At 66.9% G+C, this 16,526-nt stretch carries 14 protein-coding genes and 1 tRNA gene; 6 read left to right on the top strand and 9 right to left on the bottom strand.

Going from position 1 to position 16,526, the window contains the following annotated elements:
• Positions 1-93: 93 nt before the first annotated feature.
• The 3 genes from DN412_RS00715 to DN412_RS00705 form a co-directional block, all read right to left on the bottom strand.
• Entirely contained in the window at positions 94-1,077 is a 984-nt protein-coding gene (locus DN412_RS00715; RefSeq protein WP_244222525.1) for a glycosyltransferase family 8 protein, read from the bottom strand.
• 217 nt (positions 1,078-1,294) lie between these two features.
• Positions 1,295-1,369, bottom strand: a tRNA-Gly gene (locus DN412_RS00710).
• 99 nt (positions 1,370-1,468) lie between these two features.
• The gene (locus tag DN412_RS00705) at positions 1,469-2,329 is read right to left on the bottom strand and encodes a transglutaminase-like domain-containing protein (protein ID WP_115012752.1); all 861 of its coding nucleotides are present in this window, start codon (positions 2,327-2,329) and stop codon (positions 1,469-1,471) included.
• A gap of 204 nt (positions 2,330-2,533) precedes the next feature.
• Between DN412_RS00705 and DN412_RS00700 the strand changes: the two genes are divergently transcribed.
• Positions 2,534-2,839, top strand: coding sequence for a hypothetical protein (locus tag DN412_RS00700; protein WP_115012751.1), 306 nt, complete (start codon positions 2,534-2,536; stop codon positions 2,837-2,839).
• A 90-nt stretch (positions 2,840-2,929) separates the two neighbouring features.
• Here DN412_RS00700 and DN412_RS00695 read toward each other — a convergent pair whose 3' ends face one another.
• Positions 2,930-3,928 (bottom strand): LysR family transcriptional regulator, encoded by a 999-nt coding sequence (locus DN412_RS00695; protein ID WP_115012750.1) that lies wholly within the window; start codon positions 3,926-3,928, stop codon positions 2,930-2,932.
• Positions 3,929-4,018: 90 nt separating this feature from the next.
• Here DN412_RS00695 and DN412_RS00690 point away from each other — a divergent pair, with 90 nt between their 5' ends.
• The 3 genes from DN412_RS00690 (at position 4,019) to DN412_RS00680 (ending at position 6,587) form a co-directional block, all read left to right on the top strand.
• The gene (locus DN412_RS00690) at positions 4,019-5,008 is read left to right on the top strand and encodes a tripartite tricarboxylate transporter substrate binding protein (protein ID WP_115012749.1); all 990 of its coding nucleotides are present in this window, start codon (positions 4,019-4,021) and stop codon (positions 5,006-5,008) included.
• A gap of 8 nt (positions 5,009-5,016) precedes the next feature.
• Positions 5,017-6,129, top strand: coding sequence for a CoA transferase (locus DN412_RS00685; protein ID WP_115012748.1), 1,113 nt, complete (start codon positions 5,017-5,019; stop codon positions 6,127-6,129).
• An 80-nt stretch (positions 6,130-6,209) separates the two neighbouring features.
• Complete coding sequence (locus DN412_RS00680) at positions 6,210-6,587, top strand: DUF5594 family protein (protein WP_115012747.1); 378 nt, start codon at positions 6,210-6,212, stop codon at positions 6,585-6,587.
• Here DN412_RS00680 and DN412_RS00675 read toward each other — a convergent pair.
• Together DN412_RS00675 and DN412_RS00670 are read right to left on the bottom strand one after the other, a co-directional pair.
• Complete coding sequence (locus DN412_RS00675) at positions 6,534-7,505, bottom strand: aldose epimerase family protein (RefSeq protein ID WP_115012746.1); 972 nt, start codon at positions 7,503-7,505, stop codon at positions 6,534-6,536. The two genes, DN412_RS00680 and DN412_RS00675, sit on opposite strands and share 54 nt — an antisense overlap.
• A gap of 79 nt (positions 7,506-7,584) precedes the next feature.
• Entirely contained in the window at positions 7,585-8,799 is a 1,215-nt protein-coding gene (locus tag DN412_RS00670; RefSeq protein ID WP_115012745.1) for a polyhydroxyalkanoate depolymerase, read from the bottom strand.
• 293 nt (positions 8,800-9,092) lie between these two features.
• Here DN412_RS00670 and DN412_RS00665 point away from each other — a divergent pair, with 293 nt between their 5' ends.
• Positions 9,093-9,746, top strand: a complete 654-nt coding sequence (locus DN412_RS00665; protein WP_115012744.1) for a glutathione S-transferase family protein — start codon at positions 9,093-9,095, stop codon at positions 9,744-9,746.
• A gap of 36 nt (positions 9,747-9,782) precedes the next feature.
• Here DN412_RS00665 and DN412_RS00660 read toward each other — a convergent pair whose 3' ends face one another.
• Positions 9,783-11,807: an acetoacetate--CoA ligase gene (locus tag DN412_RS00660; protein ID WP_115012743.1), complete on the bottom strand. Its 2,025-nt coding sequence runs from the start codon at positions 11,805-11,807 to the stop codon at positions 9,783-9,785.
• Positions 11,808-11,878: 71 nt separating this feature from the next.
• On the bottom strand, positions 11,879-13,408 hold the full coding sequence (gene ubiD, locus DN412_RS00655) for a 4-hydroxy-3-polyprenylbenzoate decarboxylase (RefSeq protein ID WP_115012742.1): 1,530 nt from the start codon (positions 13,406-13,408) through the stop codon (positions 11,879-11,881).
• Between the two features lie 648 nt (positions 13,409-14,056).
• Between ubiD and DN412_RS00650 the strand changes: the two genes are divergently transcribed.
• Positions 14,057-15,121 carry a lytic transglycosylase domain-containing protein gene (locus DN412_RS00650; RefSeq protein WP_115012741.1) on the top strand — a complete coding sequence of 355 codons (1,065 nt, stop codon included), beginning with the start codon at positions 14,057-14,059 and terminating at the stop codon, positions 15,119-15,121.
• A gap of 93 nt (positions 15,122-15,214) precedes the next feature.
• On the opposite strand, the gene DN412_RS00645 is transcribed toward DN412_RS00650, so the two are convergent.
• Positions 15,215-16,396, bottom strand: a complete 1,182-nt coding sequence (locus tag DN412_RS00645) for a pyridoxal phosphate-dependent aminotransferase (protein ID WP_078197513.1) — start codon at positions 16,394-16,396, stop codon at positions 15,215-15,217.
• Positions 16,397-16,526: the final 130 nt, after the last annotated feature.

Genomic DNA, 16,526 nt, shown 5'->3' with positions numbered 1-16,526 from the left:
AAGCATTTGAGGTCAAGGTCCTGCTGACCCCGCATTGGGCCATCGGGACCGCACGTGACGCATCAACTGCTATTTCAAGCCCTGCAGTCAAGCTTATCGCAGGTTCTGTCTCAGCCTCGATCCCAAGTACCGGCAATGCCAGTAAACTCCCTCCAGGATGCGGTTCTGGAGGATGAGAAATTTTGAGAATAATTTCAACTCTCTTGTGGTTTTCGGCCCGTCGAGCGGAATCTCTGCCCATGGCGACCGAGACTGGATGTCCGTAAACAATTGCTTTATGTCATGCAGGCACCAGGTGTGCCATGGTTTGACCGGCCCGGTGAAGTGCATCAGAACAAATGCCTGAGGTACATCCAGCTTGGTTTCGCCTTTGCTGAGGTAATCGACGAGATGATAACGATAGTTCCATCTTTCATCGATATACTTCACGTGCCCATCGAGCGCGATATTAAGCGCATCTTGGTCGGCAAAACGCAGATTTTGTGTCGTAAGGCTCTTCAGTGCTGATTCTTGTATGCCTGCGGCGATCCAGTTCTGAATATTTATATACATCACGCCAGCGTTAAAATAGTGTCCGTGTTTTAGACCCAGTGCTGGGATTTGAGTCCGAACCGTAGTGTCTTTTTCATCGGCGACGGCCGCGGCTATGTGGTCCGAAATATCAATCGCGAGTAGTTCGGAGAGGTTGCCGAAGCAAAGCAGATCAGCATCCAGGTACAGAACCTTATCTGTGATGCCATTCAGGTTATCCGGGATTAGCAGCCGAATAAAGGTGCCGAGTGAATGCTGGCCAAAACAAGGGAACTGTTTGAACTCCTGCAGCACTTCGGTATCGAGAAGGTGCAGTTGAACGGTAATGCTGTGCCGCTCCTGCAGTTGCTGCAGCTTTTGCCTGATATCGGGGGTAATCGAGAACGCGAAAACATGAAAGACAAAGCACATCCCGGGATTATTTTCCACGATGGATGTGATGGTGACGCCCATGCCACGATAATAACCAGCGTCCACGCCAAAGGCGACATGAACCGGGTTTTGGTTGCAGGGGGGAAGAGAGTCTTTCTGTGAGCTCAGCGGCACTTGGCGACCTCGGATAGTCATCCGGCAGCGTGGGACAGTTCCAGCAGTCTCACGTCAGCGGAGAGGTGTCAATTTTGGGGGCAAGGCAGAAACGGCCGGGGCGGAGGCGGTGATTCCTTAGTCTGGCGGCCATATGGTCCACGTTTTCGTGGTGTCCTGCGTGTCACTGCCCTATTGGTGCCCAATTCGTAGCGAATCAGGCCGCATTAACATGCGTTGGAGCGGGCGATGGGAATCGAACCCACGTCTTTAGCTTGGGAAGCTAAGGTAATAGCCATTATACGACGCCCGCGAACCTGCGATTCTATGCGGATTTGCGGTTCGGACGCAAGCGGCCAGCTTCCGCCTGCGCGAGACAAGTGCCTATATCGGCACTAAAGCCACTCGCCGGCTACCACGTCGATATCGCCTTCGGCGTAAACACCGGCATCCCGATTCCGGCCGCCGCATCAGTCAGCGGCTCAATTTCCACCAAAGGCCGATCCGACCTGACCTGGCCGAAGATGGCCGCAAACGGTATGTCCGCGGCATCCCGGCCGGTGCCGATGCGAAGCAGGCCGGTGGGGATCGAGATGCCCGACGGATCGAGCAGGTACCACTGGTGCGACAGGTAGATCTCCACTACGGCGTGGAAGTCCGGCGCCCCCATGCGGATATCCGCGCCATAGTCGAGGCTGCTGGACATGCGCGCCGGAATGCTGAGTGCGCGGCACAGGGCGATCATCAGGTGGGCGAAGTCCCGGCAGACCCCGGTGCGCTCCACGACGGTGTCGGCCGCCGAGGTGCGTTCGTTGGTGGAGCGCGACAGGAAGCGCACGTGATTGCGTACCCACTCGCGGATGGCATACACGCGTGCATAGCCGCGCTGCATGCCGCCGAACTCCCGGCTGGCAAATTCCATCAGGCGGTCGGATTCGCAGTACCGGCTTGGCGCCAGGTAGGGCAGGACCTCGACGGGCAGTTCGGCGACGGGTATTTCCTCGAGCTTGTCGCCGTCCTCCAGGTGATGATCGATGTCGACGACCGCGTCATAGCGGATGGCCAGGCGGCCTTGGGGGGCACGCAGCCGGAGCAGCCGGTTGGCCAGCACCGGATCGGTGTAGCGGTCGACATCGAGGCCGGGCGGCAGCGTCAGCTGCTCCGAGACGACCGTCTGCCGGGCCGTGCAGGCGGCTTCGATATTAAGCAGGAAGTCCGCCATGGGGTCCAGGACCTCGTAGGACAGGCTGACTGCGTACCTGAGTCGGTTCATCGGGCGGTAGGTAACGGCGACGGCCGGGGAAGAGAGACCGGTTCCCCAGGGTCCGGAGATGATGGGCTGACATTGCCAGTGTAGTGCGCGCAGCGCCGCCCCACAGGGCGTCGGCAGGGGAGACGGGGCCCCGGACCTATACTTGGCAGGCGGCGGCCTTGCGCCGCCGCCGCGCGGGCGTTGTTGCCGCGGACAGGAGAAGCCATGCACAAGGAAGCCGTTATCGGAAAGTATCGGGTATCGATCGACGCCGAGCAGAAGCCTGGCCCTGGGGATCCCTCCGGTGCCGTGGGCTACGCCGTGCGATACACCATCGCCAGGACCGACGGCGCGCCGGTCCGTCCGAACTTCCCGACTGTGTGCTCGTATGAGCTGAACGTTGGCACCACGCTGTTCCCCACGGTCGAATCCGCGCTGGACTATGGCCTGTCCAAGGCCCGCGACGATATTGCGACCTTCGATGCGCAGCAGGATGCGGCCAGGCGGAGCGCGGCAGCCGACCCGTACTAACGGCGAAGGGCCGGCAGTTGCGTCGCGGTGTGCCGCTCTGGTTTGCGAAGTTCACCAGTGAACTGACGTACCCCGTCCCGATATGGCGGGTCAGCGGCGCCGCGCCCGTGCCGGCGATACGCCTGCGTCCTGCCTTGTCACCGCTTCCATGGCTTCACGCAGCCGGATCACGGCCGGCGGCGCCTCGATCTCCGCCGGGGTGATGAAGACCAGCTGGCCCGAGGCAAAAGGCGTGCGCAGCCGCACTTCCCGCACCATCGACATGGCCGGGTAGTGGGCCAGCGCCGTGGCCGGCGCCACCGTCAGGAAGCCGCCGGCGGCGGTCATGGCCAGGTTGCTGTGGAACGAGGCCGATTCGATATGCGGCACCGGCGGCAGCTGGCCGCTGTCGAGGAAGGGCTGCTCGAATACGTCGCGCGTGTGGGTGCCGCGCGGCGGCAGGATCCAGGGGCCTTCGTGCAGGTCCGCCAGCGCGACTTCGCGTCGCCGCGCCAGTGGGTGGCCGGGGGCGCAGACCACGGCCAGGTACTCGTTGCGCAAGGGCGTGATGTGGGCTCTGGCCTTGAGCTGGTCGGTGTCGTCTTTCTGAAGCCGGCTCACGATGCAGTCGAGCTCGCCTTCGCACAGCATCGTGGTGAGCCCGCCGACGGTATGTTCGCGCACGGCCAGGCGCGGCAGCGTGCCCCGGGCGTGCAGCAGCGCGACTGCCTGCGGCAGCACGTCCACACCCACCAGCGGCAGCATGCCGAGGCGGACCAGCGGCACCTCGGGGCGCGCCAGCAGCGCCTCGCCGGCGGCGTCGATCGCGCCCAGCACCACGCGCAGCCGCTCCAGCGCGCGCTCGCCCGCGGGGCTCAGCCGGCCGCCGCGCGTGGTGCGTTCAATCAGCCTGCAGCCGAAGGCGTGCTCCAGTTCCTGCAGCATCTTGGTGACGGCGGGCTGGCTGATGTGCAGCGCCTCGCCGGCCGCGGTCAGCGAGCCGCTGCGTGCCACCAGGTCGAGCAGGCGCAGGTGGCGGATGCGCAGCCGGTCGATCCGGTTGGGCGAAGGCGTGGCGGCGCTCGCACGCGCGAGGGAGGAAGGACTCATAACAAAACGTGATGGCTTCATCGAAACTGGATAATTGTTTCGAATGGCCAGGCGCCGGACAATCGGGGCAAACCATGGAGGAGACATGCGATGCATGCCAATGTCGGGCGCCGCCTGCTGCTGAAGTCCCTGCTGGCGCTGCCGGCCGCTGCCGCGCTGGGCAGGGCCCGGGCGGCCAGCCCCTATCCGAGCCGGCCGGTCCGGCTGGTGGTGCCCTACGCCGCCGGCGGCGGGCCGGATATCCAGACCCGCAAGCTGGCCGAGGTGCTGGCGCGCGAGCTTGGCCAGCCGGTGGTGGTCGAGAACAAGGTCGGCGCCGGCGGCATCCTGGCCGCCGAGTTCGTCGCGCAGCAGCCTGCGGACGGCTACACGCTGATGCTGGGGGCTTCCACCCATGTCACGCAGAAGTTGCTGCAGCCCGGCGCGAAGTTCGATCCGATGGCGTTCACCCACATCATCCGCGTCGGCGTCAGCCCGGCGGTGCTGGTGGTCAGCGCCAGCTCGCCCTATCGGACCGTGGCCGACCTGGTTGCCGCGGCACGGCGCGCGCCGGGCGCGCTGAACTACGCCTCGGGCGGGATCGGCTCTGCGGCGCATGTGTCGGGTGCGGCGTTTGCGTCAGCCATGGGCATCGACGTGGTGCATGTGCCGTACAAGGGCTCGGTCGAGATCGTGCCGGCGCTGGTCAAGGGCGACACGCAGTTCGGCTTCCCGGTGGCGGCAACAGCGATTCCGCAAATATCCGGTGGCAAGGTGCGGGCGCTGGCGGTGACGTCGGCCAGCCGCGCCGCGGTGCTGCCGCAGGTGCCCACGCTGAATGAGGCGCTGGGCCGCAAGGATCTCGATCTCGATGCCTGGAGCGGCATCTGGGCGCCGCCGCGGCTGCCCGCGCCGATCGTGGCGCGCCTGCATGCCGCGGTAATGCAGGCGCTGGGCGACCCCGGCCTGCGCCGGCTCTATGCCGAGATGGGCGCCGTACTCGCGCCGACGCCTACGCCCGAAGCCTTCTCGCGGCTGGTGGCCGATGAGACCACCCGCATGCGCCAGGTCATCGACAAGAACCGCATCACTATCGAATAGGCCATTCCATGACCCTCGCCACACAAGCAGGCTTCGCGCCGCTGGCCGGCATCAGCGTGCTGGATTTTTCGCACGTGATCGCCGGGCCGTTTGCCACCTTCCTGCTGGCGCAACTGGGCGCGCAGGTCACCAAGGTCGAGAACGCGGGCGGCGGCGATGTGATGCGCCGCGCGGGCAAGGGCCATGCCGCCTTTGTCGCGCTCAATGCCGGCAAGTCGTCGCTGGCGCTGGACCTGTCCGATGACGCCGGGCGCGAACACGCGCTGGAACTGGCCAGCCGCTGCGACGTCTTTGTCGACAACCTGCGGCCCGGTGTGCTGGAGCGTTTCGGGCTGGGCTACGAGGCGGTGCGCGCGCGCAATCCGCGCGTGGTCTATTGCAGCATCTCGGGCTTTGGCCGCGGCGCGGCGCAGTGGCACGGCCGGCCGGCCTATGATCACGTGGTGCAGGCCGCCACCGGCATGGCCTGGATGGGCGGCACCGAGGGCGATCCGCCGATGAAAACCGGCTTCCCGGTGATCGACTCCGCCACCGGCATGCTGGCCGCCTTTGCCATCCTGGCTGGCGTGCGCGAGAGCGAGCGCAGCGGGCGCGGCATGCTGCTCGACGTCTCGATGGCCACGGCCGGCCTGCAGCTGATGTATCCGATAACCTGCGATGCCATGACCACCGGCGGCGTGCCGGCGCGGCAGGGAAACCAGGGCTATTCGGGCAGCCCGTCGGCCGATTTCTTCCGTACGCAGGATGGCTGGCTGGCGATCGGGGCGAATACGCCGAAGCAGTTGCTGGCGCTGCTCGGGGCGCTCGGGCTGGGCGGGCTTGCACACGATCCGGCCTTGTTCGAGGCGCCGCTGGATGCCGGCGCCTTGCCCGCCTTCGTGCGCTCGCTGGATCCGGCCGCGCTCAAGCGGGCGATCGCGGGCGCGGTGGCGGCGGACATCGCGGCGGACCTGGAACCGCGCCTCAGCGCGCTGGGCATCCCGGCGGCGCGCCTGCGCAATATCGCCGAGTTCACGGCGGAGTCGATGGCCAATGGCAGCCTGCAGCCGGTGACGCTGCAGGAAGGGCAGACCGAGGTGCTGTCGCCGGGGCTGGGTTTCGGGGTCTACCGCTGCGCGTGACCCGCGGCGTATAGTTGCTGGCACGATGGCGCACGGCAGTGTGCCGCCATCGCCCTTCGCAACGTCAGGACGCCCCCACCTTGGCCACCGATTTCTTCGCCCGCTTTGAAGCCGAATACCTGCCGCGCATTGTTGCCGCGATCGGCCAGCACGACCGGCGCGTGCAACTCCACACCCTGCCTGCGGAAACCTCTGGCCGGCCGGCGCGCTTGCGCATGACGGGAGATGGGCCGCCAGACCTGCGGCGCCATCCGTATGCGCTCGATATCACGCTGGCGTGGGACGGGCTGGAGGTCCAGCGGCTGTTCGCGGCCGGTGGCGACGCGCGCTTTGCCGGCTACCTGACGGCGCTGCCATCCAAGCTGCGTGCCTGGCAGGAGCCGCGCGGGATCGATTTCCGTACGCTATCGCAGGCTGACCCGCAGATCCTGATCGGCGGGCTGGATTTCGAGCACTGAGCGCGAGCGCTGATTCAGGCCGCTACCCCGCAGCCGGCACACTGCGCTTTCCGATTGCCCTGGCTCGATCCAGCGCAGCCCGTGCCCGTGGCGGATGGCATCGGGCAGGCCCACCCACGGCTCCACGCAATAGAAGTCGGAGGTTTCGGCCTCGGACCACGTGGTCACGGCATGCCAGGGCGCGCTGCCGGGGAGGTCGAGTTCGAACGTGATGCGGCGACCCGGCATCGCCAGCACCGCTGCCGGGCGGTCGTGGAAGACATGGAAGGTGTCCTGCAGCCGGGGATCGTCCAGCTGGTACGTGGTCTCGCCGGGCTCCGCGGGCCCGGGGCTGCCATCAGGCTGCTGCCGCATGCGGTCGGTGCCGGGCAGCGCCAGTGACGTCGCGGCGCGCTGCGCGTGCGGCAGCGCGAAATAGAAGTGGTGGCCGGGATAGCAGGGCAGGCGCTGCGTGCCGGTATTGGTGGTGCGCAGCGTGACTTCGAGGCCGTCGGGCAGCAAGGCGTAGACGGCGTCGAAGGCGAATGCAAACGGATAGCCGGCGCGCGTGGCATCGCTGTCGCGCAGCGTCATCGTGATCGCGGCTTGCGCGTCGATAGCGGTGACTTCAAAAGGCAGGTCGCGTGCAAAGCCGTGCTGCGCCAGCGTGTGCATCGTCCCTTGACCGTCGCGCCAGTGCCCCGGGTTGCCATCGACAAAATGCCGTCCGATAAACGGAAACAGCAGCGGGTTGCCGCCGCGGACCTTGGCCGGCCGGGACCAATCGGCGGCGTCGGGCCAATACAGGATGTCTTGGCCGCGGTGCACCCAGCGCACCAGCCGCCCGCCGTGTTGCGGAGCGAGCAGCAGGTAGCTGTCGGCGTGGCCGATCCGCACCAGCTGCTGGCCCTGGAAGTCTTGTGTCGGAAGCAATGTCATGATGGTCGTTGGCGCCGTGCCGCTCGCATGCCGCCCGGCGCAGCCGCCATGATAAGCCAGCGCGCCGGCGGGGGCCGTCTCAGCTGCTGGTGTAGATGGTGTCGCGCACCAGCGGGTACACCTGCGTCTCCCACCGCCTGCCGTTGAATACCCCATAGTGCCCGACGCCGGTCTGCACGTGATGCATGCGCATGTAGGGGGGCAGGCTGGTGCACAGCTCCTGCGCGGCCACGGTCTGGCCGATCGCGCAGATGTCGTCGCGCTCGCCCTCCACGGTAAGCAGAGTGGTGCGGTGGATGGCGCGCGTGCTGACCCGGCGCCCGCAGACCTCAAGCAGGCCCTGGGCCAGCAGGAAGCGCTGGAATACCAGGCTGATGGTTTCCAGGTAGAACTCCGCGGTCAGGTCCATGGTGGCGAAGTACTCGATGTAGAAGTCGCGGATGGCGTCGGCCTTGTCGTCCTCGCCGCGCTCGCGCAGGGCGTAGAACTCGCGCAGCGCCTGCTCGTGCCGCTCCGGGTTCATGCTCATGAAGGCCAGCAACTGCACGTGTCCCGGGTAGACGCGCCGCGTCGCGCCGGCAAAGCGCAGCGGCACCATGCCGATCAGGGTGCGCTCGAACCACTCGAGGGATTGGCTCATGGCCAGCTCGTTGACCCTGGTCGGGTTGACGCGCGCGTCGATGGGACCGGCCATCAGCGTCAGGCTGGGCGGCTGGGCGGGGTCCCCGTCCTCGGCCATCAGTGCCGCCGCCGCCAGTGCCGCCACGGCAGGCTGGCAAATGGCCACCAGATGCGTGCCGCCGCCCAGCGCCTGCAGGAAGGCGATCAGGTGCTGCACGAATTCATCGAAGCCGAAACGCCCGGCCAGCAACGGAATGTCGCGGGGGTTGTGCCAGTCGGTGATATAGACGTCGTGGTCCGCCAGCATGGTCTGCACCGTGCCGCGCAGCAGCGTGGCGAAGTGGCCGGACATCGGCGCCACCAGCAGCACGCGCGGCTGGCCGGCGATGCCGTGGCGGCGGAAGTGCAGCAGCGAGCAGAAAGGCGTGCGCACGACGACGTCCTCGGTGACCTGCACCGGCTGGCCGCCGACGATCGCGCTGTCGATGCCGAAGGCCGGCCGGTGGTGCGTGAGCCGCGCCAGCGCAATGAGCTCGCAGGCGGCACGCAGGCGGTGCGTGGCGTCGAAGCCGCCGGCCCGGGGACTCGCCGCCAGCGTCGCGGCAGCAAGCTCCGCCAGCGTGCACGCCGGCAGTATCATGTCCGCGTAGGTCTGGTAGGCGTGGTACAGCATCGTTCGGCCCCCGTTATTTTGGTGTCCGCATGCCGCAATATATATGCCATCGGCACGCGCTTGGCACGCGCTTTGCGCGGTGCCACGCGAAAGGCGGGCACGAGCGCGCACAAGTTGTGCAAGATGCGCCTGCTGCAGCTGTATCGCGCCCCATCGTGGCACGAACCCGGCTGCCGGCATCAGACTGGTGCCGCATGAGGGCACTGTATGGGTGCGCGGCGCGCTGGCCTCAGGATGCGACACCGATATCGCGAACGCGCCGACGGGCACCGAGGCGCGGCAAAGGAGGCGTGATGAGCAAGACCACACTCACAATCAGCAGCAAGACCTATTCTTCGTGGTCGCTGCGTGGCTGGTTGCTGGCGCGCTTTGCCGGCCTGGAGTTCGAGGAAGTGCTGGTGCCGCCGGACGACGCCGCGGCGCGTGCGGAGATCCTGCTGCTGTCCCCCTCGATCCTGGTCCCGTGCCTGCACCACCAGGGCGTGACGGTGTGGGACACGCTGGCGATCGCCGAATACCTGAACGAGATCCGCCCCAAGGCCGGCCTGCTGCCGGAAGACCGCGCCGCGCGCGCCCACTGCCGCGCCATCTGCGGCGAGATGCATTCAGGGTTTGCCGCGATGCGTTCGGCACTGCCGATGAACCTGAAAGGGAATTTCCCGGGGCTGAAAGTGTGGTCGCGCGCGCAGGCCGACATCGATCGCATTACGGCGATCTGGACCGAATGCCTGACCCGCTACGGCGGACCGTACCTGTTCGGCACGCGCACCATGGCCGACGCCATGTACGCGCCGGTGGTGACGCGCTTTGTCACCTATGGCGTGATGCTCGATCCCGTGCCGGTTGCCTACTGCAAGCAGATCCTGGCGATGCCGGAACTGCAGGAGTGGATCGCGGCGGCGCGCCAGGAACCCGACGAAATCAGCGAACTGGATGTGGAGTTCTGATGTCCCCATCAGCCGCCGCCGCCGGGGGTGCTGGCGCTACGCCGTGGCCGACTCGGCCTGCCGTGCCTTCAGGAAGCGCGCGGCATAGTCGAAGTACCAGTCGAGCGTGTCCGGGTTGGCCATCGCGTCGCGGTTGGCGATGCCGTGCGATGCGTGGCCGAGCAGCAGCTTCTTGATCGGCACTTCCATCTTCTTGCCCGACAGCGTGCGCGGCACGCCGGGCGCCTGTACGATTTCGTTTGGCACGTGGCGTGATGACAGCGCCTCGCGGATGCGCGTGCGCAGGGTGTCGCGCAACGCGTCGTCCAGCACCACGCCTTCGCGCAGCACCACGAACAGCGGCATATAGGATTCGCGGCCCAGGTATTCCAGGTCGACCACCATGCTGTCGAGCACCTCGGGCAGGTCTTCCACCACGCGGTACAGCTCGCTGGTGCCCATGCGGATGCCGTGGCGGTTGATGGTGGCGTCGGAGCGCCCGTAGATCACCGCGCCGCCGCGGCTCGTGATCTTGATCCAGTCGCCATGCCGCCAGACGCCGGGGTAGGTGTCGAAATAGCTGTCGCGGTAGCGCTTGCCGTCGGCATCGCCCCACAGGTAGAGCGGCATCGACGGCATCGGCTCGGTGCAGACCAGTTCGCCCACCTGGTCGATCAGCGCCTGGCCGTTGTCGTCGAAGGCCTCCACCTTTGCACCCAGGCAGCGGCACTGCATCTCGCCGGAATAGACTGGCAGCAGCGGGCAGCCGGCCACGAACGAGCCGGCAAAGTCGGTGCCGCCCGACATTGGCACCAGCCAGATGTCTTCGCACACATGGCGGTAGATCCAGTCGTAGGCCTCCACCGGCAGCGGCGAGCCGGTCGAGCCGAGCCCGCGCAGGCGCGACACGTCGGCGATGCGCGCCGGCTCGATGCCGGCCTTCATGCAGTTGGTGAAGAACGCCGCACCAGCGCCGAACATCGTTACGCCGGCATCGTCGACAAAGCGCCACAGCACGCCCGCATCGGGCCAGGCCGGGTTGCCGTCGTAGAGCGCGATGGTGGTGCCCAGCAGCAGACCCGCCACCTGCGCATTCCACATGATCCAGCCGCTGCTGCTGTACCAGTGAAAGACATCGTCCGGGCCCAGGTTGTTGTGGAAGGCCATCAGCTTGAGCTGCTCGATGACGATGCCGCCATGGCCGTGCACGATCGGCTTGGGCATGCCGGTGGTGCCGGACGAATAGACGATCCACAGCGGATGGTCGAACGGCACCGGCTCGATCGCGAGCGGCACGTCGTGCGCCAGCACGTCCTGCCAGGCATGCGCACGCACGCCGGCGGGCGGCGCGGCGTTGCTGCCGGTCTGCGGCACCAGCACCAGGTCGGTGAGCGAGGGGAGGGCGGCGACCAGGTCGGCAAGCACCGGGGCACGGTCATAGACCTTGCCGCCGTAGCGGTAGCCATCGATGGCGATCAGCACCTTGGGCTCGATCTGCCGGAAGCGGTCGATCACCGCGACCTGGCCCATGTCCGGCGCGCAACCCGACCAGACCGCGCCCAGGCTGGCCGTGGCCAGGAAGCCGACGATGGTGGCGGGGACATTGGGCAGGTAGCCGGCAACGCGGTCGCCTCGCTGCACACCCATCTGGCGCAGCGCATGGGCCAGCGATGCCACTTGGGTCTCAAGCGCCTGCCAGCTGATGTCGGCCAGCGGCTGCGCCTCGCCGGCGTGGCGGATGGCGGCGCGCTGGCGCGCGTCGCCGCTGCCGACGTGGCGGAATACCTGCTGCACATAGTTGAGCGTGGCGCCTTCGAACCAGCGCGCGCCCGGCATGGCGCGGCGGTCCAGCACCTGTGCCGCGGGCGTGTCGAAGTGCACATCGAAATAGGCGCGCACGGCGTCCCAGAACGCTTCCAGCTCGGTGACGGACCACTGCCAGAGGCTGTCGTAGTCGTCGAAAGCCAGGCCGCGCTCGGCGCGCAGCCAGCGCATGAAGCGCGCGACCTGGCTGCTGTCGCGGAACGCCTCGGACGGCGTCCACATCAGGTTCCCTTCGGTGAGCGGGGTGGCGGTCGTCATGTCTCCTCCTTGCGCCCGTCTGCCGCGGGCATCAGCCTGCCATGATAACGGGGCACGGGCCCGTGTGCCCGTCAGCCGTTGGCGGGGCGCTCGAACAGCGTTTCCCACATGGTGTCGACCTTCGCCTTGACCGCCGCATCCATGGTGATCGGCGTGCCCCATTCGCGGGTGGTTTCGCCGGGCCACTTGTCGGTGGCATCGATGCCCATCTTGGAGCCCAGGCCCGACACCGGCGAGGCAAAGTCGAGGTAATCGATCGGTGTGTTGTCGACCAGCACCGTGTCGCGGCTCGGGTCGACGCGCGTGGTGATGGCCCAGATCACTTCCTTCCAGTCGCGCACATCGACATCGTCATCGACCACCACGATGAACTTCGTATACATGAACTGCCGCAGGAAACTCCACACGCCGAACATCACGCGCTTGGCATGGCCGGCGTACTGCTTCTTCATGCGCACCAGCGCCATGCGGTAGCTGCAGCCCTCGGGCGGCAGGTAGAAGTCGGTGATCTCCGGGAACTGCTTCTGCAGCAGCGGCACGAACACCTCGTTCAGCGCCACGCCCAGCACGGCCGGCTCATCGGGCGGCTTGCCGGTGTAGGTGGAGTGGTAGATCGGGTCGCGCCGCATGGTGATGCGGTCGATGGTGAACACCGGGAACCAGTCCTGCTCGTTGTAATAGCCGGTGTGGTCGCCGAACGGGCCTTCCAGCGCGTGCTGGTAGCCGGACGGGTGGTTGGGGTCGGGCTGGATATGGCCTTCCAGCACGATCTCGGCCGAGGCCGGCACGTTCAGTTCGGACAGGGTCGGCGTCAGGCAGCCGGCCAGCGCGGTGCGGCTGCCGCGCAGCAGGCCGGCAAACTGGTATTCGGACAGCGTGTCGGGTACCGGCGTCACCGCGCCCAGGATGGTGGCGGGGTCGGCGCCGAGCGCCACCGCGATCGGGAATGGCTTGCCGGGGTTGGCCAGCGCATGCTCGCGGAAGTCGAGCGCGCCGCCGCGGTGCGCCAGCCAGCGCATGATGACCTGGTTGCGGCCGATCACCTGCTGGCGGTAGATGCCCAGGTTCTGGCGCTTCTTGTGCGGACCCTTGGTCACCACCAGGCCCCAGGTGATCAGCGGGGCGGCATCGCCAGGCCAGCAGGTCTGGATCGGCAGGCGCGCCAGGTCGACATCGTTGCCCTCCCAGACCACCTCCTGGCAGGCAGGGCTGCCGACACGCTTTGGTGCCATGTCCCACACGGATTTGGCCAGCGTGAACAGCTTGCCGGCCTCGCGCAGGCCGCGCGGCGGCTCTGGCTCCTTCAGTGCTGACAAGACCCGGCCGATGTCGCGCAGGTCTTCCATCGATTCGGCGCCCATGCCAAGTGCGACCCTGCGTGTCGTCCCGAACAGATTGGCCAGCACGGGGACGCTATAGATGCCGCCATCAGTGCCGGCGCCCGAAGGCTTCTCGAACATGACCGCAGGGCCGCCGGCGCGCAGCAGGCGGTCGCAGACTTCAGTCATTTCCAGGTTGGGCGCGACGGGCCGGGCGATGCGCCGCAGCTCGTCCATGCCTTCCAGTTGGCCGATGAAATCGCGCAAGTCTTTGTATTGCATAGTGAATTCTGTTGTGGTGCGGCATCCGCACGGACCGCCGCGATGCGCTGCTGAAGTCGGTGACGATACACATTCACCCGCCTGGCTGCAAAAAAAACATCGGCACGACGCCCTGCGAATTGTAAGTTTTTTGCCGGTGCAAGCGCTGCTCCGATGGCGAATACCCAAGGCCAGGCCTGCGTTTGCGGGCGCACAGGTGATTCCGGGCCGACTAAATCGACGTTGTTACAAATAACCAAAAGTAGTAGAAGCTGCGATTGTTATTCTTGACGGGATATAACAGCGTTCCTACAATCCGGTCTGCTCCATGGAGTGTTGCGTCGCAGCATGGATTTTCCCCCTGTGTCAAGGGGTGCACATCAAAGAAAAGCGTGCCAGAAAATCCCTCCAGCAAGGACCGATAGTCGGGCCCGATGCATAGCGGGCCGACGGGTCGCCTCCGGCGACTTGCCGGAGCGTAGTGAGTTTAGTCGTGGCAGGTTGCGCTCCCCCAGAGCGTTGCCTGTTTCCAGTTGGGCGCACGGGGAGCGCCTGCCAACAGATGCTTGGTCGTCACTGCTAGACGGCGCGGCATCCTTACTTGAGTACGTTGAGATCGGGCGCGCGCCGCAGTCGGGCACGCGAAGCGGGCAACGGATGGAGGTAAGCATGAGCGGTTGGAAAACCCTTCATCTTCCCGGCATCGGGCGGGCCTTGCAGGTCCGTCTCCGACAGCCGGTACCCGGAGTGAGGCGGGCATTGCAGGTCCGTCTCGCGCATCCGGTCGCGGGCCGCGCATTGCGCGGTGGCCGCGCAACGCTGAAGTACGCCCTGAACAGCCTGGGCGTGGTCGCGGTCGTTTCGGCCGTGTCGCTGTCGCTGAGCCAGGAATGGCGCACTACGCTGGCCGCAATGCTGGCGGGTGACGAAGCACCTGCGGTGCTGGTAAGTGCTGCCATGCCGGCAGCGCCTGCCGCGGTCAGCAATGCCGTGCCGTCGAGTTCGGCCGATGTCGCGGCGGCCAAGCTTGGCTATGGCCATGGTGGCAAGATCGGCCTGCCGACGGTGTCGGGCGTGGACGAATGGAGCCTGGCGGCTGCCGGCAAGGTGCCGTCGGTTGCACACCTGGCCGCGCAGATCCCGGTGACGCGCGTGGCGATGGATGCCCGCAGCACCAGCACGCTGGGCACCGCCCGCGAGCAGGCGGCCGTGGCTGACTACATTGCCCGCAAGTACCGCGTGGCGGCCCAGGCCACTGCGCAACTGGTCAAGGCAGCCTACCTGACCGGCCGCGAGGTCGGCATCGACCCGCTGCTGATCCTGGGCGTGATCGCGATCGAATCCAGCTTCAACCCCTATGCCGAAAGCGGCGTGGGCGCGCAGGGCCTGATGCAGGTCATGACCAAGGTCCACCAGGACAAGTACGAAGCCGTCGGCGGCGTGGCCGCGGCGCTGAATCCGTACGCCAATATCAAGATCGGCGCGCTGGTGCTCAAGGACTGTATCGCCCGCGCCGGCTCGATCGAAGGCGGCCTGAAGTACTACGTCGGTGCCACCACGGCCACCGACGGCGGCTATGGCGCCAGGGTGCTGGCCGAGCGTGCCCGCCTGCGGCAGCTGCTTGGCGTGCGCAACGCGCCCGCCAATGCAGACAAGGCGGCCGACGACAAGGCCCCGGCCGAGCACGCGCCCACCGAAAAGCTGGAAGCCAACGCCGGGCCGCACAGCGCCTGAGGCTGACCCTGGCAGCACCAATAAGAAAAGCACCCCGCGGGGTGCTTTTCTTTTGCCTGCCGCAGCCGCAGCAGGGGCCGCAGTAAAGGCCGGTCAGCGGAACAGCTTGCCGAGCCGCGCCATCGCCTCCTCGATGTTCTCGCGCGAGGTCGCGTACGAGATCCGGATGTAATCCTTCGCCGTATGCGGGCCGAAGTCCTGCCCCGGCACCATTACCACGCCCGCGTCGTGCAGCATCGCCTGCGTCAGCCGGTCGGCATCGCCGGCGGCGGGGTGGTTGACGCCGCGGCAGTCGGCGTAGACATAGAAGGCGCCGTCGGGGTGCACCGGCACGCGCAGGCCCAGCGACTCCAGTGCCGGCACGATCAGGTCGCGGCGGCGGCGGAACTCGGCCTTGCGTTCGTCGTAGATGGCCAGCGCCTCGGGCGTGAAGCAGGCCAGCGCGGCGTACTGCGCCACGGCGGACGCGCAGATGAAGAGGTTCTGCGCCACCTTCTCGAACGCCTCCACCAGCGCTTCCGGCACCACCAGCCAGCCCAGGCGCCAGCCGGTCATGTTGAAGTACTTGGAGAAGCTGTTCACCGTGACCACGTTTTCGTCCAGGCTCAGGGCCGAGACCGGCGGGGCGTCATAGGACAGGCCCTGGTAGATCTCGTCGAGAATGGCGAAGCCGTTGCGCGCGCGCACGGCTTGCAGGATGCGGGCAAGCTCGTCGGGCAGGATCGAGGTGCCGGTCGGGTTGGAGGGCGACGCCAGCAGCACGCCGCGGGTCTGCTCGCCCCAGTTGGCCTCGACCTGCGCGGCGGTCAGCTGGAAGCGCTCGGCCGGGCCGCTCGGGATCATGCGCGCGGCGCCGTCGAAGGCGGCGACGAAGTGGCGGTTGCACGGATAGCTGGGGTCGGGCATCAGCACCTCGGCGCCGATCTCGACCAGCACCGCGCAGGCCAGCAGCAGCGCGCCCGAGGCGCCGGCCGTGACGATCACGCGCCGGGCCGGGATATCCAGCCCGTAGGCCGTCTTGTAATAGCCGGCGATGGCCTCGCGCAGCGGCTGGATGCCGAGCGCGCCGGTGTACTGGGTGACGCCGCGGCGCATGGCGGCTTCGGCCGCGCGCACCACCGGCTCGGCGGCGGTGAAGTCCGGCTCGCCGATGCCCATGTGCACGATATGGCGGCCGGCGCGTTCCAGTTCGGCGGCCTGCTTGGCCAGCTCCATCACGTGGAAGGCATCGATATTGGCGAGGCGGGAGGCGGTGGCTAAGCGCTGGATGTCCATGGTGGTCCGGGGCGGGCCTTCGGGGCCCGTTCAGTCAATATTAGGTAGGCAGGAACGAAAACACCCGCCTGGGCGGGTGTCGTCTTCATCGCGGCCGCGTGCAGGCGCTGCGATGCACTGTGGCCGGCCG

It is taken from the genome of Cupriavidus lacunae (assembly GCF_003353055.1).
Lineage (GTDB): Bacteria > Pseudomonadota > Gammaproteobacteria > Burkholderiales > Burkholderiaceae > Cupriavidus > Cupriavidus lacunae.
Note: the sequence above shows the minus strand (reverse complement) of the source record. Positions and strands in the feature narration are given on the sequence as shown.